The organism is Brucella daejeonensis (assembly GCF_014199265.1).
GTDB lineage: Bacteria > Pseudomonadota > Alphaproteobacteria > Rhizobiales > Rhizobiaceae > Brucella > Brucella daejeonensis.
The window spans coordinates 247,638-272,914 of sequence record NZ_JACIJG010000001.1; the positions used below are offsets into that span (position 1 = coordinate 247,638).

Sequence of the window (25,277 nt, forward strand, 5' to 3'; positions counted from 1 at the left end):
TTTGGAAGGCAGCAATATTCCCGGCTGTTCAAGCTTCCGGAATCTCCCGCCCGAGAAGCGCGCTTTGCAGAAGCGCACGCACCCGGCTTTCCATGGTGCGGGCGAGCATCTTGCGGTCGGTTGCAGCGGTAACCACGACCGGCTCACCGAAGCGTACCTCCACATCGACGGCGCCTTCACGCAGGATTCCCTTCAGATGCGGCATCAGTTCGACATCGCCCGGCCAGGACGCTATGGGGCGGTGATAGCGACCCATGGCCATGCCATGCACGCCGGTATAGGCAATCGCCACCGGCTGCACCGCGACCTCCGGCACACCTGCTTCCCGGATCGCCGCATGGGCCGCGCCGAAAAGCGCGGTCTTGAACGGCAGCACCCGATTGCCGTCCGAAGTCGTGCCTTCGGGAAACAGCACCATCGCGTCGTCCGTGGCGAGACGCCTTGCGATCTCGGAGGTTTGCTCACCTGTCTTGCCGCGCCGCTCGCGCTCCACGAAAACGGTGCGCTGCAAAACGGCGAACATGCCGAAGACTGGCCAATCGCGCACTTCAGACTTGGCAATGAAGGACACCTGCCCCACAGCCGACAGAACGACGATGTCGCTCCATGACGTGTGATTGGCGACGAGAAGGAGCGGACGCCCTTCATGCATCTGGCCAACGGTCCTGATGCGGAAACCGAACAAGCGCGCCACAACGCGATGGAAGAAGTTCGGCAGGCGGCGCTTCCAGCCATTCTTCAGTTTCAGAAACAGATATTGAACGGGAATCAGCGACAGGCTGAGCGCGACCATGGCCGCCACGACCAGAAATATTCTGATGGCGCCGATCATTGCGCCCTCTTCAAATCACGCCGCAGGATCAGGGCCGCCGAACGCCCGTTCGCCGTTTCATAATAGGCAGGGCGGTCGCCGACTTTCTGGAAGCCGAGGCGGCGGTAAAGTGTCTGCGCGGCAATATTCGCCTCGTCCACTTCCAGAAAAAGCGTCTCGGCCCGCTCCTGATAGAGGTGGCGCAACACCGCATCCATAAGCATACGCCCGATGCCCTGTCGTTGCGCATCGCGGGCGACGGCGATGGTGAGAATTTCCGCCTCGCCCGCCACCAGCCGCGCCAGCACGAAACCGCAAGCTTCATTCGGCTTGCCTTCGGGACGGGCGACAAAGCCGAAAACCGTATTCTGCCCGATCAGAGACCGGAAATCGTCGGAACTCCAGCCATGATGAAAAGCGGTGGCGTGAATGCGCTGGATCGCCTGGCTATCCTGCACGCCGAGCGGCTCCACCGACACCTGTCTGCGACCGAAGCGGCCGAACGCCAAGCCAATCATCCGCTATTCTCCGGCAGGCTTGCGCGGCAGGGCAAAACCGAGCTGTGGCTTGGCGTCGGGGCCGCGCATGTATAGCGGCTTCGGTGCCTCGCCCGGCTCTCCTATTCCCGCCAGACGCGCATAGGTTCCGGCTTTTGCTGTCGGCTCCGGTGAGCCCAAAGCGAACTTTCCGCCAGCAGCTTCATTGATAGCACTGGCAGCGGAACCCGCAAGAACAGTGCCCTCGGCCAAAGACGCGACCAGCGCCTCCGCTTCTTCCCGCGACAGGACCGCAGGCTTCGATTGCGGCAGGCCCTGCGCGTCGAACCCTTGCGCGTAAATCTCGCCGCGATGGGCGTCGAGAAGGACAAGCACGGGCCGTTCCGGCAAGGCGATAGACGTTTCCGCAGCCAGCGCCTCGAAGGCGGTGATCCCGATTACAGGAACGCCGAGCGCCAGGGCGAAGCCGCGCGCGGCGGAGACGCCGATGCGCACGCCGGTAAATGATCCCGGCCCGATATTGACCGCCACCCGGTCCATGTCGCGCAGCGAAAGCTTCGCCTCGTTCATGGCCCGCTCGACATATTCCATCAGCACTTCGGCATGGCCCTTGCCGATATTCTCGCTCACATCGGCAATGACGACATTGCGAGCGGTATCGTAAACGGCGGCGGCGCACCAGGAAGCGGCGGTATCAAGCGCAAGTATCTTCATGCGCAACCGGGTAAATCAGAAATCATGCCGCGACAAGCAAAACCCGACGAAGATAATCCATCGGGTGTTATCCATGCTTATCAGTTCGCCCATTCGCCGCCGCGCATCACCGGTTCGCGGCTGCCATCGGCGTTGACGCCATCGACATCGATCTCACCCGACCCGATCATCCAGTCGATATGGATGAGGCTCGAATTTCCGCCCTGCGCCTTTATCTGTTCCGGCGTCAGCCTGGCCCCGTCGATGAAGCATTTCGAATAGCACTGGCCGAGCGCGATATGGCTTGCCGCGTTTTCATCGAACAGCGTGTTGTAGAACAGCAGACCGCTCTGCGAGATCGGCGAGGAATGCGGCACCAGCGCCACTTCGCCCAGCCTGCGCGCTCCTTCGTCCGTGTCGAGTACCTTGGAAAGCACTTCCTCGCCGCGACTTGCCTTTGCCTCGACAATACGTCCATCTTCAAAACGCACCGCGATATTCTCGATCAGCGTACCCTGATGCGAAAGCGGCTTGGTGCTCGTCACATAGCCATCGACACGCAACGCATGAGGCGTGGTGAACACTTCCTCCGTCGGAATATTCGGATTGCAGGTAATGCCGTTCTTGGCCGTCGAAGCGCCGCCGTGCCACTCATGGCCATCAGCCAGCCCGACGGTCAGGTCGGTATTCGGCCCCTTGAAGTGCAGGGCGCTGTAGGTCTTGCCGTTCAGAAAACGGGTGCGGGTGCGAAGCGCAGCATTATGCGCCGCCCAGGCGCCAACCGGATCTTCGACATCGACACGCGAAGCCGCAAAAATGGCGTCGGCAAGCTTGCGGGTCGCGATATCGTCCGGCTCGTTGGGGAACATGAGCTTCGCCCAGGCCGGATTTGGGTAGGACACAATGTTCCAGTTGATGTCGAAACCGGCGATTTTCTCAAGCGCAGGCTGGTAGGCCCTTGAATTGGCGCGGTTGGCGCGCGAAACCCTGGCCGCGTCCTGCGTCGAAAGCAGCATCGGATTGTCCCCGGCTATCGCAAGGCGGGCCGCGCCATTGCGATAGGCTTCCGCCATGCCTTCATAGAGCCAGCCCGCCGCGCGGTCGAAGCTCGCATCCGGCGCATTTTCGTATCGCGCAAGCGTGATGTCGTCATCAGCGAAGAACGGCGTCACCAGACCGGCTCCCGCCTTATAGGCATGTTTGGCTATAAGGCGAACCAACGGCAGAGCCACGACCGGCGCGGTGATGACCAGGTCCTGCCCTTCCCGCAATTGCAGACCGACGCGAACGGCGACTTCCGCCAGACGTTCGAGTTTTACCGGGTCGATGACGGGAGGGAGCTTTTCATGGGCCATGGGCGGAAACCTTTTCGGGACAGAATCACCAGCAGTTTACCAGATGGCACGATTTCACCATCTTTTTTCCGAACCTGTTGAGTCTGCGCATCGTGCTATAGTAACTGCGCGGTCATCTGCATGAAGAAAGCAATATCGATGAACAGGAAAATGCTTATCTTGCTTGGCGCTATGGGCTTTTTCGCAGGCTGCACGACCATGACGCCCGAGCAGCGTCGTGCCGCCGACGAACAGACCTGCCGAAGCTATGGCTTCAAGGCCAGAACCGACGCGTTCGCCAACTGCCTCATGCGGCTCGACCTGGATCGTAGAGCCGACCGCCGGGCGTGGCAAAACCAGATGGATTTTTATGATCGACCGATGGTGATCTATCGGCCGGTCTATCGCCCCTGAAACGCGCTGCCAAACGCCACGCCGATGGGCTTTCCCGCCGCATGACCGGCAAAGAAAACGCCGGTCCGACTAAACCGGACCGGCGTTCCAATTTCATTTCATCATCGCCAAGCAGCTTATAGCGGCGCTTCGGGACGATTCTGCGACAGAAGAAGCGCGCCGATGGCATCGACCTGCTTCTGGCTGGCGGGAGCATAGCCGAGCGACGCGGCCTGCGGTGCGGATGTATCGAAATTCGGCTGATAGGATGCGACCTGCACATGCTGTTCCGACGAACGACCGGCGGAAACATCGCGATGACGCGCCAGACGGTCGCCGCGCGCCTGCGGACCGGAACCGTCGTTCTGCTGCAGGCTCCCGGTTTTCGCGGCTTCGGCCAGCGCCATCTGAACGGTCGGCTCCGTTCCCGGAACGGGTCCGACCTGCGGCAGGGTCACATCATAGGACGGGTCCTGCGGCATGGAAGGGGACTGCGGCGAATAGGCAAGGGCAAGGTTATACGGTTCCTGCGGCACCGGATTTTGCAACGAGCCGTCGCGATTGCGCTTCTCGTAGAAGGAATTGCCGCCGGCAACGAGCACATAGTGCATATTCCTGTAGGGGAATTTCAGGCCCGCCGTGTGGAAGAACATGGCGTTCCTGAGCTTTGGATGACGCTTGCCCTTCAGCACCGCATCGGCCGCCGCCTGCACGTCCGGCAGCGCCCTGGAATTCATTTTCCGGCTGAGAACGCCCGGCGCAAACTGGTTCTTCTGACCGACGACACCGCAAATCGTATCCGGATAACGACCTGAAGCGAGACGATTCATGACAACCGTGCCGACAGCCACCAGGCCGTCGGAACTCGAACGGTTGGATTCGAAGAACATCGCGCGTTCAAGGCATTCCCTGTCGCGCGGTGTATATGTGTAGGTTTTCACGCCATTGAGGGTCTTGACGTGGCTAGCCGCCGTCTTCTCCACATTGGCTTTGCCCGTGCTTCCGGTCGTCGTGCAACCGGTCACCACGAAAGGCGCAACCACCAGCCCGACAAGAACGGGCAATTTCCACTTAGCGGCGCGCGTCAATGGCTCAATCTCATGTCAGGACCCTTAACTGATACAGCCGGACACCCAGCGAATACCGGCTGCCGTACAAGTCAAAGAGGACGAAGTCCAAATCAACCGTCTTACTGTCGCTCAATCGAATTCAAGGTTTTGGAATTTTTAGGCCAAAAAAAGGCGAAGGGTCAAATCCCGACTATGCCAGGGTCCGTCAAAAAATCCAGAAACAACTGCGAATCGTAATCGCGATCTTGCACACAAACCCTTTAAATATATTAACAATTTCTTAACGATAATCATCATTTCCTGTAAGCTCTTGATTTGTCAGCATTCAAAATTTCGCAATACCAATCACATCATCGCCTTAATTCGCTTTTTCTTGCCAATGCTGGGCCGCTTCGTATGCGCTCCCGGAATAAACTGCAAAAATTCTACCGGGCCATGGGTTCCGTTGCTCGATTTCAACTTTGGAGACACGAGCGTAACATCGCGTGAGAATGCACATTCAGCGGCAGTTTCGAAGGCTGAAGGGGAAAACTTCACCGAACCGATTCTCACGCACGATATCGTTCACCGACGAAAAAACCCGCCGCGGAGACCGCGGCGGGCAGACAAACGATCGTCTTTTTCCGACTGGCGAATAAATCAGCCGAAGGAATAACCGGCGCCGCGAACAGTGCGGATCGGATCGAGCGCACGACCGACATTGATCGCCTTGCGCAGTCGCCCGACATGGACATCCACGGTGCGGTCATCGACATAAATATCCGGTCCCCAGACACTGTCCAGAAGCTGGCTACGCGAGAAAACGCGGCCGGGAGACATCATGAAATATTCCAGCAGGCGGAATTCCGTCGGTCCAAGACGAACCTCCTTGTCCTTGCGATAGACGCGATGCTGCTGGCGGTCGAGGACCAGATCGCCCACCTTCAGAACATGGGACAGAATGCTCGGATTGGAGCGGCGAAGCATCGCCTTGACGCGAGCCAGAAGCTCCGGCGTCGAGAAGGGCTTCACCACATAATCGTCCGCACCGACACTCAATCCCCGGACGCGTTCGCTTTCCTCCCCGCGCGCCGTCAGCATGATGATGGGAAGGCGCTCGGTTTCGGACCACTGACGCAGGCGGCGGCAAAGCTCGATGCCGGATACGCCCGGAAGCATCCAGTCCAGAATAAGCAGGTCGGGCACGTTCTCCCGCAAGGCGACTTCGGCTTCATCGCCGCGCAGCATCGTATCGACCTGATAGCCCTCCGCCTCAAGGTTATAGCGAAGCAGGACGCTGAGCGCTTCCTCGTCTTCGACCACAGCGATTTTGGGTGCCTGTGACATCCAGTATTTCCCTATCCAAATTTGGCGAGCAGCGGATACAATCCCCCCTCAATCGGCCACGCACCGCCGCACCAGTCACTCTTTCTCAGCCGTCGAAACGGTCTGGTTCAGGGTTTGCGCGCCTCATCCACGATAATGCCATGGCTCAGGTCTTCCTTCGGTCGCTCGGCCGCCATCTGCAGGCCGGTGACGATGTAGTAAACGGTCTCTGCAATATTGGTTGCATGATCGCCGATACGTTCGATGTTCTTGGCGCAGAACAGAAGATGCGTGCACGCGGAAATATTGCGCGGATCTTCCATCATGTAAGTCAGCAATTCGCGGAACAGCGACGTGTACATCGCATCGATCTCGTCGTCGCGGTCGCGGACGACATTGATCTGCTGCACTGAACGCGACGCATAGGCGTCGAGCACTTCCTTGAGCTGGGTCAGCGCCAGTTCCGCCAGCGTCTCCAGGCCGCGATAGAGCTTTACGGGCTGGCGCGATTCCGAAACCGCGGCAACGCGCTTGGCAATGTTCTTGCCCAGATCGCCCACGCGTTCCAGATCGGCGGAGATGCGGATCGAACCGATGATCTCGCGCAGGTCCACGGCCATGGGCTGGCGCTTGGCGATGATCATGACGGCCTTGTCGTCGATCTCGCGCTCGCTTGCGTCGAGAATGAGATCGTCGGAGATGACGCGCTGCGCGAGCGCGTTGTCCGCATTGACGATAGCGGCGACCGATTGTTCGACCATACGTTCCGCATGTCCGCCCATTTCGGCGATCTTATGGGTGAGAAACTTCAATTCCTCATCGTAGGAGCGAACGGTATGCTGAGACGGCATAGTAGACCTCGTAATATAAATTGCGGGGAAGCCGCACTGTCTATCTGTTTGGGCGCTGAACCGGATCAGCCGAAGCGTCCCGTGATATAGTCCTGCGTACGTTTCTCTGTCGGAGCGGTGAAGATCGTTTCCGTCTCGCCTACTTCGACCAGATTGCCGAGGTGGAACATGGCGGTACGCTGCGAAACACGCGCGGCCTGCTGCATGGAGTGCGTTACGATCACGATCGTGTAGTTCTGCCGCAGTTCGTCGATCAGCTCCTCCACCTTGGCGGTCGCAATCGGATCGAGCGCCGAACAAGGCTCATCCATCAGGATGACTTCCGGGCTGACGGCAATGGCACGCGCAATGCAAAGGCGCTGCTGCTGACCACCGGAAAGACCCGTGCCCGCATCGTGCAGACGGTCCTTCACTTCCTCGAAGAGGCTAGCCTTCTGGAGGCTCGTCACCACGATTTCCTCAAGATCGGCCCTGGTGCGGGCCAGACCGTGAATGCGAGGGCCGTAAGCGACGTTTTCATAAATCGACTTCGGAAACGGATTCGGCTTCTGGAACACCATGCCGACCCGTGCGCGCAGTTCAACGACATCGATCTTCGGGTCGTAGATATCTTCACTGTCGAGCGTGATCCTGCCGCCCACGCGGCAGCCCTCGATGGTGTCGTTCATGCGGTTGAGCGAACGCAGGAAGGTGGATTTGCCACAACCGGAAGGGCCGATCAGCGCCGTGACCTGTTTTTCCTGAATGTCCAGGTCGACGTCGAACAGGGCCTGCTTCTCGCCATAAAAAACGCAGACCTTGTCGCCGCGCATCTTTATGGAATTGGCGTTGGCGTTCATTTTTTCTCCTACGGCTTTCTCGAGAGATCGTTCAGTCATCAGATTCATAGCGTTCGACTCCCGTTTTACCAGCGGCGCTCGAAGCGGCGGCGCAGAATAATTGCTGCAATATTCATCACGGCCAGGAACAGAAGCAGGACAATGATAGCGCCGGATGTGCGTTCCACAAAGGCGCGTTCCGCTTCATTGGCCCACATATAAATCTGTACCGGCAGCGCCGTCGCCGGGTCCATCGGCGTGGACGGCACATCGGCAACGAAGGCGACCATGCCGATCAGCAGGAGCGGCGCGGTTTCGCCCAGCGCCTGGGCAAGACCGATGATCGTTCCGGTCAGGATGCCGGGTGCGGCGAGCGGCAGGACATGGTGGAATACCATCTGCGTCTTGGAGGCACCGAGCCCAAGTGCTGCGGCGCGGATCGACGGCGGCACGGCGCGAAGGGCTGCTCGCGTTGCGATGATGATCGTGGGCAGCGTCATAAGCGTGAGAACCAGACCGCCAACCAGTGAAGCCGAACGCGGCAGGCCGAAGAAGTTGATGAACACCGCCAGACCGAGAAGACCGAACACGATGGAGGGAACGGCCGCGAGGTTGTTGATGTTCACCTCGATCATGTCCGTAAACCGGTTTTTCCTGGCGAACTCCTCCAGATAGATCGAGGCCGCCACACCAATCGGCAGGGACAGGCCGAGAACGATCAGCATCATATAGAGCGAACCGGCCAGCGCCACGCCGAGACCCGAGGTTTCAGGACGGCTGGATGCGCCGAAGCTGAACAGGCCAGTGTTGAAGGCTTCCTTCATGACGCCTTCTTCAGAGAGCGTCTTCATCCAGCCGACCTGACGGTCGGAAACCTTGCGGCTTGTTTCGGGAACAGAAAGATCGATCTGTCCCTTGAAGGCGGAATCGATATCCGCGCCCGTCAGAACCGGAACCGTCTGTGTGGTCCCGACGATCGCGGGATCGTCCATGATCATCCGACGCAACTGGACCCGCACGCTGTCCGAATAGAAACGCCCGAGATCGCGCATTGCCGGACGGTCCGTCTTTGCGACACCGAGCTTTTCGGCAAGCGCATTGCGCACCAACAGCGGATAGTTGGCCGTGATCAAAACATTGGGGTCGGTCGCGCGCTTGTTGCCCGGATCGATAACCTGCTGGTCAAGCTTGACCGGCAGATAAAGCGTGGTCTGCCAGAAGGCGGTATAGCCCTTGGAAAAGACCGCGAACAGAAGCGCGCAGAGGAAGAACACACCGATGGCAATCGCGGCGATACCGTAATAACGGAAGCGACGTTCGGCGGCATAGCGGCGTTTCAGCCCGATATCGCGGCGTTTCGGCTGTATGGCCGCCCCGCTGGCGTTGAAGGTCGTATCGGTCATTATTCGTACTGCTCCCGGTACTTGCGCACGATGTGCAGCGCAAAGATATTCATGATCAGCGTCAGGACGAAAAGCGTGATGCCGAGCGCAAAGGCCACCAGCGTTTGGGGCGAGTTGAATTCAAGGTCGCCCGTGAGCTGGTTGACGATCTTCACCGTGATGGTGGTCATCGCCTCGAACGGATTGATGTTGATGCGGGCCGCCACGCCAGCGGCGAGAACCACGATCATGGTTTCCCCGATGGCACGCGATGCGGTCATGAGAAGCGCGCCGACGATGCCCGGCAGTGCAGCCGGAAGGACGACGCGCTTGATCGTCTCGGAACGCGTCGCGCCAAGGCCCAGCGAACCGTCGCGCAGCGAGCGCGGAACGGCAGTGATGATATCATCGGACAGCGAGGAAACGAAGGGGATCAGCATCACGCCCATGACGAGACCGGCCGTCAGCACGCTTTGCGCCATGATGAAACCCTGCCCGCCTCCGATCGCCATCGAGAGATCGCGGAGGAAGGGACCGACGGTCACAAGGGCGAAGAAGCCGTAAACGATACTCGGGATGCCGGCGAGCAGCTCCAGAACCGGCTTGACGACGGTACGAACGCCCGGCGATGCATATTCCGACATATAGATTGCCGAGAACAGCCCGACCGGTACGGCGAACAGCATGGCCACGAGGGCGATGTAGAGCGTGCCTGCCAGAAGCGGGATCAGGCCGAACTGACCCGTTTCGCCGCCGGAACCGGCAGCGGCAAAACGCGGGTCCCAGACGGTGCCGAAGAAGAAATCCCAAGGCGAAACGGACTGGAAGAAGCTGATGGTCTGGAACAGCATCGACAAGATGATGCCGACGGTGGTCAGAATGGCGATGCCGGACGCAGCGATCAGACCCCAAAGAACGATACGCTCGACGTTGTTGCGCGCGCGCATACGGCGGCTGATCGTCGACAAACCGAAGACCAGGCCTGCAATGGCGATCACCAGAGCGACCACGGAACCGATCGTATGGGTCAGATCGGCCCCGTTCTTCAGATACAGTGCGATCGGCACCATGTAATCCTGGCCCTCGGTCGCAAGGGCCACCCCCTTGCCTGCCAGAAGCGAGCGGGCATCCTGATAGTTCGACGGGAAGTTCTCCAGCTCGGTCGGCGTCAGGCGCTCAAGCCCACCGGCAAGGCCGCGAATCATGCCAAGCTGGAGACTGCGATTGGTGTAGGAGCCACCCTCGACGTTACCGGGCAAGCGAGCAGCCGCGCCGTGATCGAGATAAACCGAAGCCCCAACGGCCCATACGGCCAGAAACAGAATGGCAGGCAACGCGGAAACGAGGAAAACCCACCAGCCATGATAATGCGGGCGGGAATGCATTTTTTCGGTCGGTGAGCCTTGCACGGAAGCAGATTGCGCCTTGTCCAATGCAATGGCGCGCTGCCTGCCTATGAAGAATCCGATCAGCCCGATTGCAACGATGCTGACGAGAACCAGAAAGAACGACATTCAATTTCCCCGGTTGCCATAGGCTGTACTGTAGTAACGAATGAATGCGGATCGGTTTCAAGATGCAGTTTCATCCCGGCCGTCCCGCGCGATTACGTCTGTCTTAATACAGCAGCGCGAAAGGAGAAGAACGCGGAGATTGGTCATCCCCGCGTTCCACAGATTAAAATTTACTTCGCAGCCATCGTCTTGCCTTCGGTGAAGGCAGCACGCTGTGCTTCACGTTCGGCATCGGGAGCCGGAACCAGACCGTATTCGGCGAGCGGGCCGTCAGGACCGATCATCTGGTCGTTGAGGAAGAATTCGACATATTCCTTCAGACCCGGAATAACGCCGAGGTGAGCTTTCTTCACGTAGAAGAACAGCGGACGCGAAACCGGATATTCGCCCGAAGCGACGGTCGCAGCCGACGGCGTCACGTCGTTGACTGTGGCGACCTTCAGCTTGTCGGCGTTGTTTTCGAAGAAGTAGAGGCCGAAAACGCCAACGCCGGTCTTGTTGGAGTCGATGCGAGCGAGGGTTTCGGCATAGTCACCGTCGATATCGACGGCCTTGCCGTCCTTGCGCACTGCGATACAGGCGGAAGCGGCAGCCTTGTCGTCAAGGCCGGTCTTCTTGAGTTCTTCGAGGGCGCCCGAATGCTCGCAGCCGTCGGCCAGAACCTTCTCTTCGAAAACTTCACGGGTGCCGTGCTTTTCGCCCGGAATATAGGCAGCAATGTCCCAATCCGGCAGGTTCGGATTGACCTGGTTCCACTTGGCGTTCGGATTGTCGACGAGCTTGCCGTCCACAACGAGCTTGGCAGCGAGCGCCTTGTAGACGTCTTCCGGCTTCAGCTTCCAGTCCGGACCCTTTGCGTCGGTGGCGAAGACGATGCCGTCATAGCCGAAGCGCACTTCCTGAACGTCCTTGACGCCGGCGTCGATGCAGGACTTCAGTTCGGAGCCCTTCATGGCGCGCGATGCGTTGGCGATATCGATGGTGTTTTCACCGACGCCCTTGCAGAATTCCTTGATGCCAGCGCCCGAACCGCCCGATTCGACGACTGGCGTCTTGAAGTTCGGATAGGTTTCACCGAAGGTCTCGGCAACGATCTTTGCATAAGGCAGAACGGTCGAGGAACCGGCAACCTGAATCTGATCGCGCGCCTGGGCGGCGGAAACCGACAAAACGGCAGCGATGGCAAGCGCTGCGGTTGAGGAAATCATCTTGTTCATGAGCTGCGGCTCCTGTTGTATGAAGACATAGGACGAAGTGGCGTCACTAGCCCTCTACGCGCTCTATATTACAGTCATATGACAGTAATTTTACAGCTCTGTAACAGAGCGGCCCGTCAGTAATTTTGTGGGGTTTTGCCGCTCGCCGAACCGGCGAAGGATTCATCTTGAGAATCCGTGATGCCAAGGCGCCCCTCATTCGCTCGGGCGCGACAGTACATAAACGGCGGACCCAACCATGAAGAGCGTCACCGCAGCCGCCAGCGGCCAGCCGGGGTTTGCCCCCCACCAGAACAGGCCATAGCCTACAACCATGCCAAGACAGGCATAAAGCTTGGCATTGGGCGGGATGGCGCCCCGCTCGCGCCATTTCACGACCAGCGGGCCGAAACGCCTGTCGGAGAGAAGGCGTGCCTCCAGTCTGGGTGAAGACCGCGCAAAGAACCATGCCGCAAATATGATGAAGATCGTAGTCGGCATGACCGGCAGAAAGGCGCCGACAATACCGAGGCCCAGCATAAGAAAACCAAGACACAGGTAAAGCGCCCGCCTGCCCACCGAAATTGCGGGCATGGCGCTCTCGCTCCTGTCTGTTTCCGGCTGGTTCTGCATTGGTTTTCCGTGGTCCGATCCGCACGTTTATAGCAGGGTTTTCTGGCTTTCGTGGAGGCTTGCCGCAGTCAAAGAAATGTCAACGCACGGCCAATCGGGCCTGCGGACAAGTTTTGCGTCGGAGCAGAAAGCGGGAAATACACCCTTTGATTGCATATCCGCCGCAAAATGGCCCCATTTTGTCAACTTTGCCACCATGCGTAAAAACTTGCCCTACAAATGAAAATTGCAGCGGCAGCACCAGCCGCTCCCGGCTCCGCAAACAATTTTCATGTCGATACGGAGAAAAATACCGGGCGAAAAAAGCCTTTCACGGAATCCTAACGAATCGCAACCGAATCCACAGAAACATAATGGAACTTTTCAAAATATTACTCCCTCATTCCTTCACCATAAAGTAAACAACTATTAGTATAGGATGATTTTCCTTAAACTAGTCAAATTCAACAATCGCATATTATTCTCATTCCGACCACGCCATCGCCATATTTAGATTCCAGTTCGCGGTTGTAATTCTCAGTGAACATTGCAGGACACCCCGTCAACAACTATTGGATATGGCATGAACTTCAAGACCCGTATGGCTATGCTTGCCGTTGCGGCAACCGGCCTTCTCGCGGCCACCGCAATCGAGGCTTCAGCACAGCAATGCGGCGGTGCCTCCTGGTACGCCCTCACTTCCCGCACGGCTTCGGGCGAACGCATGAATCCCGCTGGACTGACCGCAGCGCACCGTACCCTGCCGCTCGGCAGCAGGGTCAAAGTCACCAATCAGCGGAACGGCAAGTCGCTCGTTGTGCGCATCAATGACCGCGGCCCATTCATCAAGGGACGTGTGCTTGACCTGTCGAAGGGGGCTGCAAGGCGCCTCGGCTTTATCGGCGCCGGTCACACGAAAGTCTGCTTCACGCGGCTGTAAACCTGTAAGGCCAATTGCGACTCATCCCGCCCAAGCTCCAGGTCTGGCCAAGGTTTTGTATCTTGCCCATATCGCGCTTTGACAACCTGCCGTAAGTCTTGACCACCTTATACCGACGGACGGCAGTAGCTTGTCGTCCGAAGTACCGCTTCACAATGATCGAAATCAACCTAAAATTGCATATTCCCGCACCGCACGCATTAACCATTAATTAAGAAGTCGGGCGGCTGCGCGGCGAACCGAATTGACTCCGGACTGTTTCAGATTTTAACGTTTCGTTAATAAATGATTACGGTGAGAGTCAAAGGGCGTTGAGTATGTTTTGCGTTGTCCGCTCGACCACAAAGATTATGGCAGCCGCCGCCTTCATGGCGTCGCTGCTGATGGCAAGCTTCGGTGCTGAAGCCGCTTCAGATGACTTCATGCAGACTGGCAGGCTGACCTCGCAGCCGATCGGGCATTATGAATTCTGCAAGCGCGAACCGAAGGAATGCGGAACCGTCAGCCGCAGCACACGTGCATTGCACCTCAACCAGGCCAACTGGCAAAACATTGTGCAGATCAACCTTCTGGTCAATGAAAGCATCAAGCCGATGACCGATATGGAAATCTACGGCGTCGAGGAATATTGGGCCTACCCGACCACGGTTGGCGACTGTGAAGATTACGTGCTTTTGAAGCAACGCGAATTGCAGCGCGCCGGTATTCCACTCACCGATCTTCTGATCACTGTCGTGCGCAAGCCGGATGGCGAAGGCCATGCAGTCCTGACTGTTCGCACCGACCGCGGCGATTTTGTTCTCGACAACCTGACCGATGAAGTCATGCGCTGGAACGAAACAGATTACACCTATCTGAAGCGTCAGGCGGCCAATGATACCGGTCGATGGGTCACGATCGAGGCTCCGGACAATCTTCTGGTCGGCTCCGTGCAGTAGGATCAAGGCGTTTTAGCGCTTCCGACCTTTCCGTCGAAACAGGAGCTGCCCAAACGCCGGATTTTCTCCAATCAGCTTTTGAACCCCGGTCTGGAATGTGCTATTCATTCCCGGTCTAAAAAGGAGAGATCGGTGCGGTTAGCCCGATCCCCGCTTCAAAGCGGGTCCTGGCCTTCGCAGCGACTGCCTTTCGGCAATGCGTCGAGTCCCTTGGCCTTTACTCCGGTGCAATGGTGCAGCGGAGAACAAGAGGTCTTGGTCATGAAACAGCAAATCTCCGTCATCACGCTCGGCATTAGCGATCTGGAACGTTCGCGTCGCTTCTATGTCGAGGGTTTCGGCTGGACGCCGGTTTTCCAGAACGAGGAAATCATCTTCTACCAGATGAACGGCTTCGTCCTCGGCACATTCCTGAAATCCTCGCTTGAAACCGATATGAACCGCTCCGGTCTTTTGCAGCCGGGCGCTTTTTCGCTTGCGCATAATGTGGAACGGAAAGCGGATGTGGTGCCGCTGATGGAGCGACTGGTTGAGGCAGGAGGCCGGATTTTGCGCCCGGCGGATGCGCCGATCCATGGCGGTTTCCGCGGCTATGTCGCCGATCCAGACGATCACGCATGGGAAATTGCCTGGAACCCCGCCTGGGCCATCGATGAGAACGGCTTGGTTACTTTCGGGATATGAACGGATGTCTTTACCCCATCTAAGCGGGACTGGGGATCAGTCCAGTGGGCTGATTTCCCCATGTAGGCGGTCCGACTTTCGGGAGACACGTATTATATAGATGGTGGGGCTTTGCGCATCGCTATCTAAAGTGGTTCCAATGATTGAAACAGGAACCTTTCCAATCCTGATGAACCATCGCAACTGCGGTCAGGCTGCGGAGACCAGCCTGTCCGCACCCATGCGATAGGAAATAGCGCTGGCCAGATGAATACGGCCTACCTTGTCGCTTGCCTCCAGATCGGCCAGCGTGCGTGCTACCTTCAATATCCGATGATAGGCGCGGGCGGAAAAACGCATCTGTTCACTCGCATCGCGCAAAAGCTTCAGGCCAGCCGCATCTGGTGCCGCGACTTCCTCGATCAGTTTTGCCGAACAATAGGCATTGGTCAGCGACGGTTCGAAACCAAGCGCCGCATAGCGTGCGGCCTGGATAGCTCGCGCACGGGCAATGCGCAAGGCAACCGTCTCGCTCGTTTCCGATCGGGACGGCTTGATAAGGTCGAAAGCGGAAACGGCCGGCATGTCCACACGCAGATCGATACGGTCGAGAAGCGGGCCGGAAATGCGGGCCTGATAGTCGGTCTGGCAGCGAGGACCGCGCGCACAGACATGCCCCGGCTCGCCCGCCATGCCGCAGCGGCAGGGGTTCATGGCAGCGACCAACTGGAAACGCGCCGGATAGCTGGTGCGGTGATTGACGCGGGCGATCAGGCATTCGCCGGTTTCGAGCGGTTGACGCAAGGAATCCAGCACTTGCGGCGAAAATTCCGGAAACTCGTCCAGAAAAAGCACACCATTATGAGCAAGGGAAACCTCGCCGGGACGCGCGCGCAATCCGCCGCCAACCATTGCCGCCATGGACGCGGAGTGATGCGGGGCGCGAAACGGCCTGCGATCCGACAATTTTCCACCCGAGAGCTCGCCGGCAATCGAGGCAATCATGGAAACGTCGAGCAATTCACGCGGAGAAAGACGCGGCAGAATGGACGACAAGCGTGACGCCAGCATGGACTTGCCCGATCCAGGCGGCCCAACCAAAAGCAGATTGTGATTTCCGGCCGCAGCGATTTCGAGCGCACGTTTGGCCGTCTCCTGCCCCTTGATATCCGCGATGTCCAGTTCCGCTTCGCCGGTAACGCGCATGGACGGTTCCGGCCGGGTCAGGACCTGCGTTCCGCGAAAATGATTGGCAAGGGCAATCAGGCTGCGCGGCGCCAATATGTCTATGTCGGCGCCCGCCCAGGCCGCTTCCGGCCCGCAGGCATGTGGACAGATAAGCCCTTTTTCTTCACGGTTCGCGCCAATGGCAGCCGGGAGCACCCCCGCTACGGAGGTTATCGAACCATCGAGCGACAATTCGCCCAAAACGAGATAGGACCGGATCGCATCCGCCGGAATGGCGCCGATGGCGGCCATCAGGCCTAGGGCAATGGGGAGATCGTAATGCGACCCCTCCTTCGGCAGATCAGCCGGAGCAAGATTGACCGTTACACGCTTGGTCGGCATGGAAAGGCCGGACGCGTGCAATGCCGCCTGCACACGCTCCCGGCTTTCGGCAACGGCCTTGTCCGGCAAGCCGACAATGGACATGCCCATCTTGCCCGGCGCGACCATGACCTGGACGTCGACGGCTACCGCCTCTATGCCCTGAAATGCGACCGTTCCAACCCGCGCGACCATATGCCCCCGCTCGCCACGCTTTACAGCTATTAAGTGAGCACAAGCTCACACACAACTTACGGAGTTAAGCATATGCGAGACGCAACTGCAAGAACGTTACAGGAACGAATTATCGCTTGGCTTCCACGGCGTCCCAGAAAAGGGCGGCGATATCGGTACCGTCGAAGCGCTGGATTTCACGGATGCCGGTCGGCGAAGTGACATTGATCTCGGTCATGTAATCGCCGATCACGTCGATGCCGACCAGAATGAAGCCGCGTTCTTTCAGCGAGGGGCCGATGCGTTCGCAAATCTCGCGTTCACGCGGCGTCAGCTTGCTCTGCTCGGCACGCCCTCCGACATGCATGTTGGAACGCGCATCGGTTTCCGAAGGCACGCGATTGATCGCGCCGACCGGCTCGCCGTCGATCAGGATGATGCGCTTGTCGCCCGCGCGCACATCCTTCAGATAACGCTGGGCGATGAAAGGCTCCCTGAAGAGCTGGCTGAACATTTCCAGCAGCGAGGTCAGATTACGGTCGCCGTCCGCCAGATGGAAGACGCCCGCACCGCCATTGCCGTAAAGCGGCTTCAGGATGATGTCACCGAATTCGCGGCGGAAATCGAGGACTTCCTGCGGGTCCTTGGTGATGAGCGTTTCCGGCATCAGGTCAGGAAATTCAGTGACGAAAATCTTTTCGGGGCTGTTGCGCACCCAGGCCGGATCGTTGACCACCAGCGTTTTCGGGTGAATCCGCTCAAGGAGATGGGTCGTTGTGATGTAGTTCATGTCGAAAGGCGGATCCTGACGCAGCAGAACCACATCCATTTCCGACAGGTCGCGGCGGATCGCCTCGCCGAGCGTATAATGATCGCCCTTGACGTCGCGCACTTCCATCTTTTCCAGACGGGCCGAAACCACGCCATCACGCATGGACAGCCGGTCGGGCGTATAATGATAAAGCTCATGACCGCGCTTCTGCGCTTCAAGCGAGAGGGCGAAAGTGGTATCGCCCGTTATGTTCACCGTGCTGATATGGTCCATCTGGACCGCGACTTTGAGAGCCATGATTTCCTCGCGATTCGAAGTTGCTGGAAATCTAAAACGGAATGAACGGGCAATATAGTCCTTTCTCGCCATCCACATGCCGCAGGACTGTCCGAATTTGCGCAAGTTGAACTGGATCGGCTTTAGCCTGTTGTCTATGCTCGGTGCAATCGCTTTCGGGAGGATAAGGTGACTGACGTTAAAGCTACCCTGTTTGCCGACCACGTGGCTGTGCTGGGGGAAGGCCCCGGCTACGACCCGCTGAGCGGAACCGTCTGGTGGTTCGATATTCTGGGCCGGAAGTTCATGGAAAAGAACTGGGACACCGGCGAACTCCATGTGCACGAACTTGGCATGAAGGCCAGTGCGCTTGCCGTCATCGACAGAGAACGACAATTGATCGTCAGCGAGCATGGGCTGTTCGTCCGCGAACGCGCCAATGGACGGCTCACCCTGCATCATCCGCTGGAGGCGGATAATGAAGTCACCCGTTCCAACGATGCCCGCGTACACCCTTCCGGCTCGTTCTGGATCGGCACCATGGGCAAAAAGGCAGAGAAGGATGCCGGGTCTATCTGGTGGTATCGCGAAGGTCAGGTGAAGAAACTCTTCTCCGGCATTACCATCACCAATTCCATCTGCTTTTCGCCGGATGGCAAGATCGCCTATTTCGCCGATACGGACTGCAATATCGTCTGGCGGGTCGATACCGACCCGGAAACCGGCCTGCCTGTTTCGGAAAAAAGCGTCTTTCACCATCGTACCGAAGAAGGCGGCATGGACGGATCGGTGGTGGACGCGGACGGCCTGTTGTGGAATGCCTGCTGGGGCGGCAGCGCGCTTAACGTCTACTCACCGCAGGGGCGCCTGATCCGCTCCATTACGCTGCCGGTCAGGCAACCATCCTGTCCGGCCTTCGTTGGACCGGAGGCTGCGGCGATGGTCGTCACCAGCGCTCACGAAGGGCTTAGCGATGAAGCACGTTGCGCCGATCCCCATGCAGGGAAGGTTCTGCTTCTCGATCTGACGCTGTCCGGACGGCACGATCCGCCTGTCCGGCTTTGAGTTTTTGTCTTACGCATTTCCGGACGCAAAGTCGGTTTCCACTTTTTCTGGAAATGCTCCATAATGAAAAGGGTCCTCGCGGACCCGTTTTCAAACACCTTCGACAATGATGATTTCGCCGTCAGCCACCGTCTGGCGGATCGCCTTCGCCGCCTGATATTCCGGTGAATTATAGCAATCGAGCGCATGTTGCATCGTTTCGAATTCGATGATCACATTGCGCGCACGGCCCGGACCTTCGACTGCTTCAGCCTTGCCGCCGCGGGCGATAAACTTCGCGCCATAGCGCTCGAATGCGGGCTTGGCCGTGGAAACATAATCCTTGTAGCGCTCAGTGTCCCAAGCATCCACGCGGGCGATCCAATAGGCTTTCGGCATTTCTCTCCTCCTTATAAATCCAGCTTACGCAACCGAGCGCATTTCTTCCAGAATGGCAAGAGCCGCAGCTTTCCGATCGGAAGCGCCGACGATCGGGCGTGCAACGACAAGATGGCTCGCTCCGGCCTTCAACGCGTCGGCCGGAGTCATCACCCGCTTCTGGTCGCCGCGTTCCGCGCCTGCCGGACGGATGCCGGGCGTCACGATGGCCATGTCCTGTCCGATGGCTGCGCGAATGGAAGACGCTTCCACAGCGGAGGCAACGATTCCGCCCATGCCGGCCTCGCGCGCCTGCCGCGCCCTTTTGAGCACCAGCGTTTCCGCATCGTCGGAATAACCGGCCTCGCGCAGATCGGCATCGTCCATCGAGGTCAGAACGGTGACGCCCAGAAGACAGAGGTCCGATCCACGCACCGCCTCGACCGCAGCCCGCATCGCCTTTGGATATGCGTGCAAAGTGAGCATGGAAACGCCCATTCCGGCGACATTCTCGACACCCTTGGCGATGGTGTTGTCGATATCGAGCAGCTTCATGTCGAGGAAAACCTTCTTCTTCGCGGCCACAAGGCTTTTTGCGAAGTCGAGACCGCCCGCAAATACGAGCTGATACCCGATCTTGTAGAATGAAACGGCATCACCCAGCTCTTCGACCACCTTTTCCGCCTCGGCAACGGTCGGCACGTCGAGGCCCACGATCAGGCGCCCGGACGCTTCATCGCGCAAATCTGTCGTTGTCATGAAAGTCTCCGTGATGATTTTTACTCTCTTCGCACAACAACACGCCGTGCGAAAGAGCAATCACGCCGGAAATCCGAGCATATCTAAAGCGTGTCGCATTCAATCATACTCAGGCGACCCGCTCTAAACGAGCGGGCTGCGATACACCCAGAGCTGCGCCGGCGGAACGTTGCGCACCACAAAATCATAGTGCTGGACGACATAATTGCCGCGTCCGGCGGGAACGGGCGGCAGAGGCCCGTAGGTGATCTGCATCAGCGGCCGTCCGCGCGGAATATACGAAAGCAGGCTTTCCATCAGTTGAACCCGCCGATCCATCGGGAAATTCAGCAATGGTACCGCCGAGATGATGCAATCGAATTTCTGGTCCTTCTTATCGCCCAGCGCGCTGTCGAGATCGAAGGCATCGCCCTGAATGATATTGACGTCCGGAAAATTCTTGCGGAGGTGATCCACGAAATCGTGGGAATATTCGATGGAATAAAGGTCGGCAGGCTTCACGCCCTGATTCAGGATCGCCTTGGTGATGACGCCGGTGCCCGGCCCAAGCTCCAGAACCGGAAGGCCGGAACCGGTATCAATGACACTTGCCATGCGGCGGGCAGTAATGGAACTCGTGGGCAAAATGGCGCCGACCGCTTTGGGTCCGTCCATCCATCCTTTGAAAAAACGGATTTCCTCATCGAACTTCGCGGCCAGTTTCCTGCCGAGCTGTCCTGCCATTCGCGTTGCTCCCATCGTCGTTATCTGACAAGTTTATGACGCTTTGAATTCCCTAAGCAAGGCGTGAATAAGGAAAAGAACAAAAAAGGGAGCCAAAAGACTCCCTTTATTACTCAGCGATACCTTCAAAAAATTCCTTCATCCTTGAAAAGAACCCTGCCGATTTCGGACTGTTCTCCTGGGATGAAAGTTTTTCGAATTCCTCGAGCAGTTCCCGCTGGCGCTTGGACAGGTTCTGCGGCGTTTCGATATCGATCTGGATATAAAGATCGCCGATAGCAGTCTGGCGCAGGACCGGCATACCCTTGCCCTTGAGCCGGAACTGCTTGGCGTTCTGCGTACCTTCGGGAACCTTTACCCGCGTCTGCGTGCCGTCGAGTGTCGAAACCTCGAACTGGCCGCCAAGAGCCGCCGTCGTCATCGAGATCGGCACCTTGCAGTAAAGGTCGGCCCCGTCACGCTGGAAAAATTCGTGCGGCTTGACCGAAAGGAAGATATAAAGATCGCCCGATGGACCGCCGCGCAGACCGGCTTCGCCTTCTCCGGCAAGACGGATACGGGTACCGTCTTCAATACCGGCCGGAATGTTGACCGACAGTGCGCGTTCCTGCGTCACGCGGCCCTGGCCATGGCACTTGCCGCACGGGTCCTTGATGATCTGGCCGCGACCGTTACAGGTCGGGCAGGTGCGCTCCACCGAGAAAAAGCCCTGGGCGGCACGCACACGGCCCGAACCGGAGCACATGGTGCAGGTGACGGGCTGTGAACCGGCCTTGGCGCCGGAACCGGAACACTCATCGCAGGTGATGGAAGTCGGCACGCGAATCTGCGCCGTCTTGCCTGCATAAGCCTCTTCCAGCGTCACTTCCATATTGTAGCGGAGATCGGCGCCGCGTTCGCGACCGCCATTGGAACGGCGGCGACCGCCGCCCATCATCTCGCCGAAAATATCTTCGAAAATATCGGCAAAACCGCCAGCGCCGCCAAAGCCACCACCGCCGAAACCGTTGCCCATGCCGCCATTTTCAAAGGCTGCATGGCCGAAGCGGTCGTAAGCCGCGCGCTTCTGCGGGTCTTTCAGCGTTTCATAGGCTTCGCCGATTTCCTTGAACTTGCGTTCAGCTTCCGGATTATCCGGGTTGCGGTCCGGGTGGTATTCCATGGCGAGCTTGCGAAACGCCGATTTCAGCGTCTTCTCGTCTGCCGTTCTTTCAACACCCAGAGCTTCGTAATAGTCGATCTTCATCAGTTCGTTATCCTGACGGCCGGATCGCATCCGTCTTTACGGTAGCGTTTCCACGGTCCTGCTTCCCGCATATCACGCCTGCGATCAAGCGGCATGTTTGCTGGACTGTTCCTGCTGTTTCTGTCCGTCCGGTGCAACCGTCCCGAAAATTCGCGAAAGCCCGGGACGAGACGTCCCGGGCCCACGCTTCACGGACAAGGCTTACGACTTTTTCTTGTCGTCGTCGATTTCTTCGTAATCGGCGTCGACAACGTCGTCCTTCGACGTGGCCTCTTCGCTGCCATCGGCAGCACCCGCTTCGGCGGCTTGAGCGGCCTCATACATGGCCTGACCAAGCTTCATGGAAGCTTCGGCAAGAGCCTGCGTCTTTGCCTTGATGTCTTCCGCGTCGTCGCCTTCAAGTGCGGTCTTGAGGCTTGCGACTGCGTCCTCGATAGCCTTCTTGTCGTCGGCCGAAACCTTGTCACCATGTTCGGCGAGCGACTTCTCGCTCGAATGAATGAGGCTTTCAGCCTGATTCTTGGCTTCGACAGCATCACGGCGCTTCTTGTCGGCGTCGGCATTGGCCTCGGCGTCCTTGACCATCTTTTCGATGTCGGCGTCGGAAAGACCGCCAGATGCCTGAATGCGGATCTGGTGTTCCTTGCCGGTGCCCTTGTCCTTGGCCGAGACGTTGACAATGCCGTTGGCGTCGATGTCGAAGGTCACTTCGATCTGCGGCACGCCGCGCGGTGCGGGCGGAATGCCAACGAGGTCGAACTGGCCGAGGATCTTGTTGTCGGCAGCCATTTCGCGCTCGCCCTGGAAGACGCGGATCGTCACGGCCGACTGATTGTCCTCAGCCGTCGAGAAGGTCTGCGACTTCTTGGTCGGGATCGTGGTGTTGCGGTCGATCAGGCGCGTGAACACGCCGCCCAGCGTCTCGATGCCGAGCGAAAGCGGGGTCACGTCGAGCAGCAGCACGTCCTTGACGTCGCCCTGCAACACGCCGCCCTGAATGGCCGCGCCCATGGCGACGACTTCATCCGGGTTGACGCCCTTGTGCGGTTCCTTGCCGAAGAACGCCTTCACGACTTCCTGAATCTTCGGCATGCGGGTCATGCCGCCGACCAGAACCACTTCGTCGATTTCACCAGCCTTGAGACCGGCATCCTTGAGAGCGGCCTTGCACGGCTCGACGGTGCGCTGGACGAGATCGTCGACCAGGCTTTCGAACTTGGCGCGCGACAGCTTGATGGCCAGATGCTTCGGGCCAGTCGCATCGGCGGTGATGAACGGCAGGTTCACTTCGGTCTGCTGCGAGGACGACAGCTCGATCTTGGCCTTTTCGGCAGCTTCCTTGAGGCGCTGCAAAGCGAGCTTGTCGTTCTTCAGATCGATGCCGCTTTCCTTCTTGAATTCGGCAACCAGATATTCGACCAGACGCATGTCGAAATCTTCACCGCCGAGGAAGGTGTCGCCATTGGTGGACTTCACTTCGAACACGCCGTCGCCGATTTCGAGAACCGACACGTCGAAGGTGCCGCCGCCAAGGTCATAAACGGCGATGGTCTTGCCTTCGCTCTTGTCGAGACCATAAGCGAGCGCGGCAGCGGTCGGCTCGTTGATGATGCGCAGCACTTCAAGACCGGCGATCTTGCCGGCATCCTTGGTGGCCTGACGCTGGGCGTCGTTGAAGTAGGCCGGAACCGTGATGACGGCCTGCGTAACGGTTTCGCCGAGATAGGATTCAGCCGTTTCCTTCATCTTCTGAAGGATCATCGCGGAAACCTGCGACGGGGAATATTTCTTGCCATGGGTTTCAACCCATGCATCGCCATTGTCGCCCTTGACGATCTTGTAAGGAACGAGGTCCTTGTCCTTGGCGACCATCGGGTCGTCGAAGCGGCGACCGATCAGGCGCTTCACTGCGAAAAGCGTGCCTTCCGGGTTGGTGACGGCCTGACGCTTCGCAGGCTGGCCAGCGAGACGTTCGTCACCTTCAGAAAAAGCAATAATGGAAGGCGTGGTGCGCGCGCCCTCGGCATTCTCAATGACCTTCGCGCTTTTGCCGTCCATGACGGCGACGCAGGAGTTGGTCGTTCCCAGATCGATACCAATAACTTTAGCCATATTTCTCTCCATTCAGCAAACCGCCAAGACCTCTACCGAGCGTTCCGTGAGCGGTTCCTATCGGTTTCACAATGCTTGCTTCAAGGTGCATGTCCAGATTCCGAACCCGTCTACTGGCCTATCGTCAATGCCCTGTGCGTGGCGTATATAAGAAAGGCGGTTTTTCACTGCAAGTCACAACAGCCGGACAAAGACAGATTCCTTGCCCGGCAGTCCTTACAGGCTCATCAGACGGCCTCGCTTGCCCCGCTCTTGCCCGCACGGTAGATGGCGTCGATGAATTTCTGGTTCGCTTTCGAATCTTCAAGCGAGAAGAGTCGGGCGTTTTCATCGCCGCGCACGGCGCGCACGAAGTTCTCGGCCTGAAGCTGGTAGTGACTGGCATCGCCGAAGGACCATTCGCTCGCCCGGGTGTGGCCGGCATCGAAAAGCGCGATCCTGCCATGGCCGTATTTGCCGGTATTGAAGGGCGCATAAACTTCGATGAAGCCCTTGTCGCCGTGGAAAACCATCATCTGACGGCCCGCGAGCTGCGTCGCGACATAGAATGTCAGGTCAAAACCGTCGAAGCGCGCCGACACATTGGCATAGCGGTCGGTGCCGAAAGCCGGATCATATTCAACCGAAGCCTGAACCGAAACAGGCTCGCGGCCCGTCACCATGCGCGTCACCACCGTCGGATAGACGCCGATATCGGGCAATGCCCCGCCGCCCAGTTCCGGCTGGTTGCGCATATTGGCCGGATCGACATTGAAATAGGAAAACACGCCCTGCACATGGCGCAGCCTGCCGATGGCGCCTTCGGCCAGAAGTTCGGCTGCCTTGATCCATTGCGGATGGTAATAGACCATGAAAGCTTCGGCGATTGCGACCTTATGCCTGTCACGCGCCGCGATCAGCCGGTCAATTTCATCCGCCTTCAGCGCAATCGGCTTTTCGCACAAGACGTGCTTGCCTGCTTCAGCCGCCTTGAGGCTCCATTCAATATGCTGCGAAGTCGGCAGCGGAATATAAACGCCATCCACTTCATCGCTGGCGAGAAGTTCCTCATAGGAACCGAAGGCCAGCGGCGCGCCGAAACGGTCGGCGACGGCGCGGGCACGCGATCGATCGCGGCTCGCAATGGCGTGGACGACACCGTTATCGGACGCGCAAAGCGCTGGAATCACCTGGGTGACGCCGATCCTGGCGGTCGAAAGAATACCCCAACGAAACATGCTATTCCCTC

The 25,277-nt window shown here is 58.4% G+C and carries 25 protein-coding genes; 5 read left to right on the forward strand and 20 right to left on the reverse strand.

From position 1 onward, the window contains the following. Positions 1 to 28: 28 nt before the first annotated feature. From FHS76_RS01140 to FHS76_RS01155, 4 genes are all read right to left on the reverse strand, one after another. Positions 29 to 832, reverse strand: a complete 804-nt coding sequence (locus tag FHS76_RS01140; protein ID WP_183646830.1) for a lysophospholipid acyltransferase family protein — start codon at positions 830 to 832, stop codon at positions 29 to 31. Beyond that, positions 829 to 1,329, reverse strand: a complete 501-nt coding sequence (rimI, locus tag FHS76_RS01145) for a ribosomal protein S18-alanine N-acetyltransferase (protein WP_183646832.1) — start codon at positions 1,327 to 1,329, stop codon at positions 829 to 831. The genes FHS76_RS01140 and rimI overlap by 4 nt, the downstream gene beginning before the upstream one ends. A gap of 3 nt (positions 1,330 to 1,332) precedes the next feature. Beyond that, a complete protein-coding gene (gene tsaB / locus FHS76_RS01150; RefSeq protein ID WP_183646834.1) occupies positions 1,333 to 2,022 on the reverse strand; it encodes a tRNA (adenosine(37)-N6)-threonylcarbamoyltransferase complex dimerization subunit type 1 TsaB in 690 nt (229 codons plus the stop codon). Between the two features lie 80 nt (positions 2,023 to 2,102). After that, on the reverse strand, positions 2,103 to 3,356 hold the full coding sequence (locus FHS76_RS01155; protein WP_183646837.1) for an aminopeptidase: 1,254 nt from the start codon (positions 3,354 to 3,356) through the stop codon (positions 2,103 to 2,105). Positions 3,357 to 3,488: 132 nt separating this feature from the next. Here FHS76_RS01155 and FHS76_RS01160 point away from each other — a divergent pair, with 132 nt between their 5' ends. After that, positions 3,489 to 3,749, forward strand: a complete 261-nt coding sequence (locus FHS76_RS01160) for a hypothetical protein (RefSeq protein WP_183647465.1) — start codon at positions 3,489 to 3,491, stop codon at positions 3,747 to 3,749. Positions 3,750 to 3,865: 116 nt separating this feature from the next. Here the strand turns inward: FHS76_RS01160 and FHS76_RS01165 are convergent, their stop codons facing one another. From FHS76_RS01165 to FHS76_RS01200, 8 genes are all read right to left on the reverse strand, one after another. Beyond that, positions 3,866 to 4,816: a cell wall hydrolase gene (locus FHS76_RS01165; RefSeq protein WP_183646840.1), complete on the reverse strand. Its 951-nt coding sequence runs from the start codon at positions 4,814 to 4,816 to the stop codon at positions 3,866 to 3,868. Between the two features lie 621 nt (positions 4,817 to 5,437). Further along, positions 5,438 to 6,124 (reverse strand): phosphate regulon transcriptional regulator PhoB, encoded by a 687-nt coding sequence (gene phoB / locus FHS76_RS01170; protein ID WP_183646842.1) that lies wholly within the window; start codon positions 6,122 to 6,124, stop codon positions 5,438 to 5,440. Positions 6,125 to 6,231: 107 nt separating this feature from the next. Then, positions 6,232 to 6,954, reverse strand: a complete 723-nt coding sequence (phoU, locus tag FHS76_RS01175; RefSeq protein ID WP_183646845.1) for a phosphate signaling complex protein PhoU — start codon at positions 6,952 to 6,954, stop codon at positions 6,232 to 6,234. Positions 6,955 to 7,019: 65 nt separating this feature from the next. Next, positions 7,020 to 7,793, reverse strand: coding sequence for a phosphate ABC transporter ATP-binding protein PstB (gene pstB, locus FHS76_RS01180; protein ID WP_235992526.1), 774 nt, complete (start codon positions 7,791 to 7,793; stop codon positions 7,020 to 7,022). A gap of 65 nt (positions 7,794 to 7,858) precedes the next feature. After that, positions 7,859 to 9,175, reverse strand: coding sequence for a phosphate ABC transporter permease PstA (gene pstA, locus FHS76_RS01185; protein WP_183646850.1), 1,317 nt, complete (start codon positions 9,173 to 9,175; stop codon positions 7,859 to 7,861). Next, complete coding sequence (gene pstC, locus FHS76_RS01190) at positions 9,175 to 10,668, reverse strand: phosphate ABC transporter permease subunit PstC (protein WP_183646853.1); 1,494 nt, start codon at positions 10,666 to 10,668, stop codon at positions 9,175 to 9,177. The genes pstA and pstC overlap by 1 nt, the downstream gene beginning before the upstream one ends. A gap of 170 nt (positions 10,669 to 10,838) precedes the next feature. After that, complete coding sequence (locus FHS76_RS01195; RefSeq protein ID WP_183646856.1) at positions 10,839 to 11,885, reverse strand: PstS family phosphate ABC transporter substrate-binding protein; 1,047 nt, start codon at positions 11,883 to 11,885, stop codon at positions 10,839 to 10,841. Between the two features lie 195 nt (positions 11,886 to 12,080). After that, entirely contained in the window at positions 12,081 to 12,497 is a 417-nt protein-coding gene (locus FHS76_RS01200) for a YbaN family protein (protein WP_183646859.1), read from the reverse strand. Positions 12,498 to 13,059: 562 nt separating this feature from the next. Between FHS76_RS01200 and FHS76_RS01205 the strand changes: the two genes are divergently transcribed. The 3 genes from FHS76_RS01205 to FHS76_RS01215 all read left to right on the forward strand — a co-directional run bounded on the left by FHS76_RS01205 (position 13,060) and on the right by FHS76_RS01215 (position 15,038). Further along, positions 13,060 to 13,416 carry a septal ring lytic transglycosylase RlpA family protein gene (locus tag FHS76_RS01205; RefSeq protein ID WP_183646862.1) on the forward strand — a complete coding sequence of 119 codons (357 nt, stop codon included), beginning with the start codon at positions 13,060 to 13,062 and terminating at the stop codon, positions 13,414 to 13,416. A 317-nt stretch (positions 13,417 to 13,733) separates the two neighbouring features. Further along, on the forward strand, positions 13,734 to 14,354 hold the full coding sequence (locus FHS76_RS01210; RefSeq protein WP_183646865.1) for a transglutaminase-like cysteine peptidase: 621 nt from the start codon (positions 13,734 to 13,736) through the stop codon (positions 14,352 to 14,354). Between the two features lie 261 nt (positions 14,355 to 14,615). Then, positions 14,616 to 15,038, forward strand: a complete 423-nt coding sequence (locus FHS76_RS01215; protein ID WP_183646868.1) for a VOC family protein — start codon at positions 14,616 to 14,618, stop codon at positions 15,036 to 15,038. Positions 15,039 to 15,227: 189 nt separating this feature from the next. On the opposite strand, the gene FHS76_RS01220 is transcribed toward FHS76_RS01215, so the two are convergent. Beyond that, complete coding sequence (locus FHS76_RS01220; protein ID WP_183646872.1) at positions 15,228 to 16,760, reverse strand: YifB family Mg chelatase-like AAA ATPase; 1,533 nt, start codon at positions 16,758 to 16,760, stop codon at positions 15,228 to 15,230. A 109-nt stretch (positions 16,761 to 16,869) separates the two neighbouring features. Further along, positions 16,870 to 17,808: a glutathione synthase gene (gene gshB, locus FHS76_RS01225; RefSeq protein ID WP_183646875.1), complete on the reverse strand. Its 939-nt coding sequence runs from the start codon at positions 17,806 to 17,808 to the stop codon at positions 16,870 to 16,872. A gap of 168 nt (positions 17,809 to 17,976) precedes the next feature. On the opposite strand from gshB, the gene FHS76_RS01230 reads away from it, so the two are divergent. Next, positions 17,977 to 18,852 carry an SMP-30/gluconolactonase/LRE family protein gene (locus FHS76_RS01230; RefSeq protein WP_183646877.1) on the forward strand — a complete coding sequence of 292 codons (876 nt, stop codon included), beginning with the start codon at positions 17,977 to 17,979 and terminating at the stop codon, positions 18,850 to 18,852. A gap of 90 nt (positions 18,853 to 18,942) precedes the next feature. Here the strand turns inward: FHS76_RS01230 and FHS76_RS01235 are convergent, their stop codons facing one another. The 6 genes from FHS76_RS01235 to FHS76_RS01260 form a co-directional block, all read right to left on the reverse strand. Continuing rightward, positions 18,943 to 19,230 carry a DUF1330 domain-containing protein gene (locus tag FHS76_RS01235; RefSeq protein WP_183646879.1) on the reverse strand — a complete coding sequence of 96 codons (288 nt, stop codon included), beginning with the start codon at positions 19,228 to 19,230 and terminating at the stop codon, positions 18,943 to 18,945. 24 nt (positions 19,231 to 19,254) lie between these two features. Beyond that, positions 19,255 to 19,968: an orotidine-5'-phosphate decarboxylase gene (gene pyrF, locus FHS76_RS01240; RefSeq protein WP_183646882.1), complete on the reverse strand. Its 714-nt coding sequence runs from the start codon at positions 19,966 to 19,968 to the stop codon at positions 19,255 to 19,257. 123 nt (positions 19,969 to 20,091) lie between these two features. Next, a complete protein-coding gene (gene pmtA, locus FHS76_RS01245; RefSeq protein WP_183646884.1) occupies positions 20,092 to 20,691 on the reverse strand; it encodes a phospholipid N-methyltransferase PmtA in 600 nt (199 codons plus the stop codon). Between the two features lie 109 nt (positions 20,692 to 20,800). Continuing rightward, on the reverse strand, positions 20,801 to 21,937 hold the full coding sequence (gene dnaJ / locus FHS76_RS01250) for a molecular chaperone DnaJ (RefSeq protein ID WP_183646886.1): 1,137 nt from the start codon (positions 21,935 to 21,937) through the stop codon (positions 20,801 to 20,803). Positions 21,938 to 22,138: 201 nt separating this feature from the next. Continuing rightward, entirely contained in the window at positions 22,139 to 24,049 is a 1,911-nt protein-coding gene (gene dnaK, locus FHS76_RS01255; protein ID WP_183646888.1) for a molecular chaperone DnaK, read from the reverse strand. A gap of 227 nt (positions 24,050 to 24,276) precedes the next feature. Beyond that, positions 24,277 to 25,266: a Gfo/Idh/MocA family protein gene (locus FHS76_RS01260; RefSeq protein WP_183646890.1), complete on the reverse strand. Its 990-nt coding sequence runs from the start codon at positions 25,264 to 25,266 to the stop codon at positions 24,277 to 24,279. Positions 25,267 to 25,277: the final 11 nt, after the last annotated feature.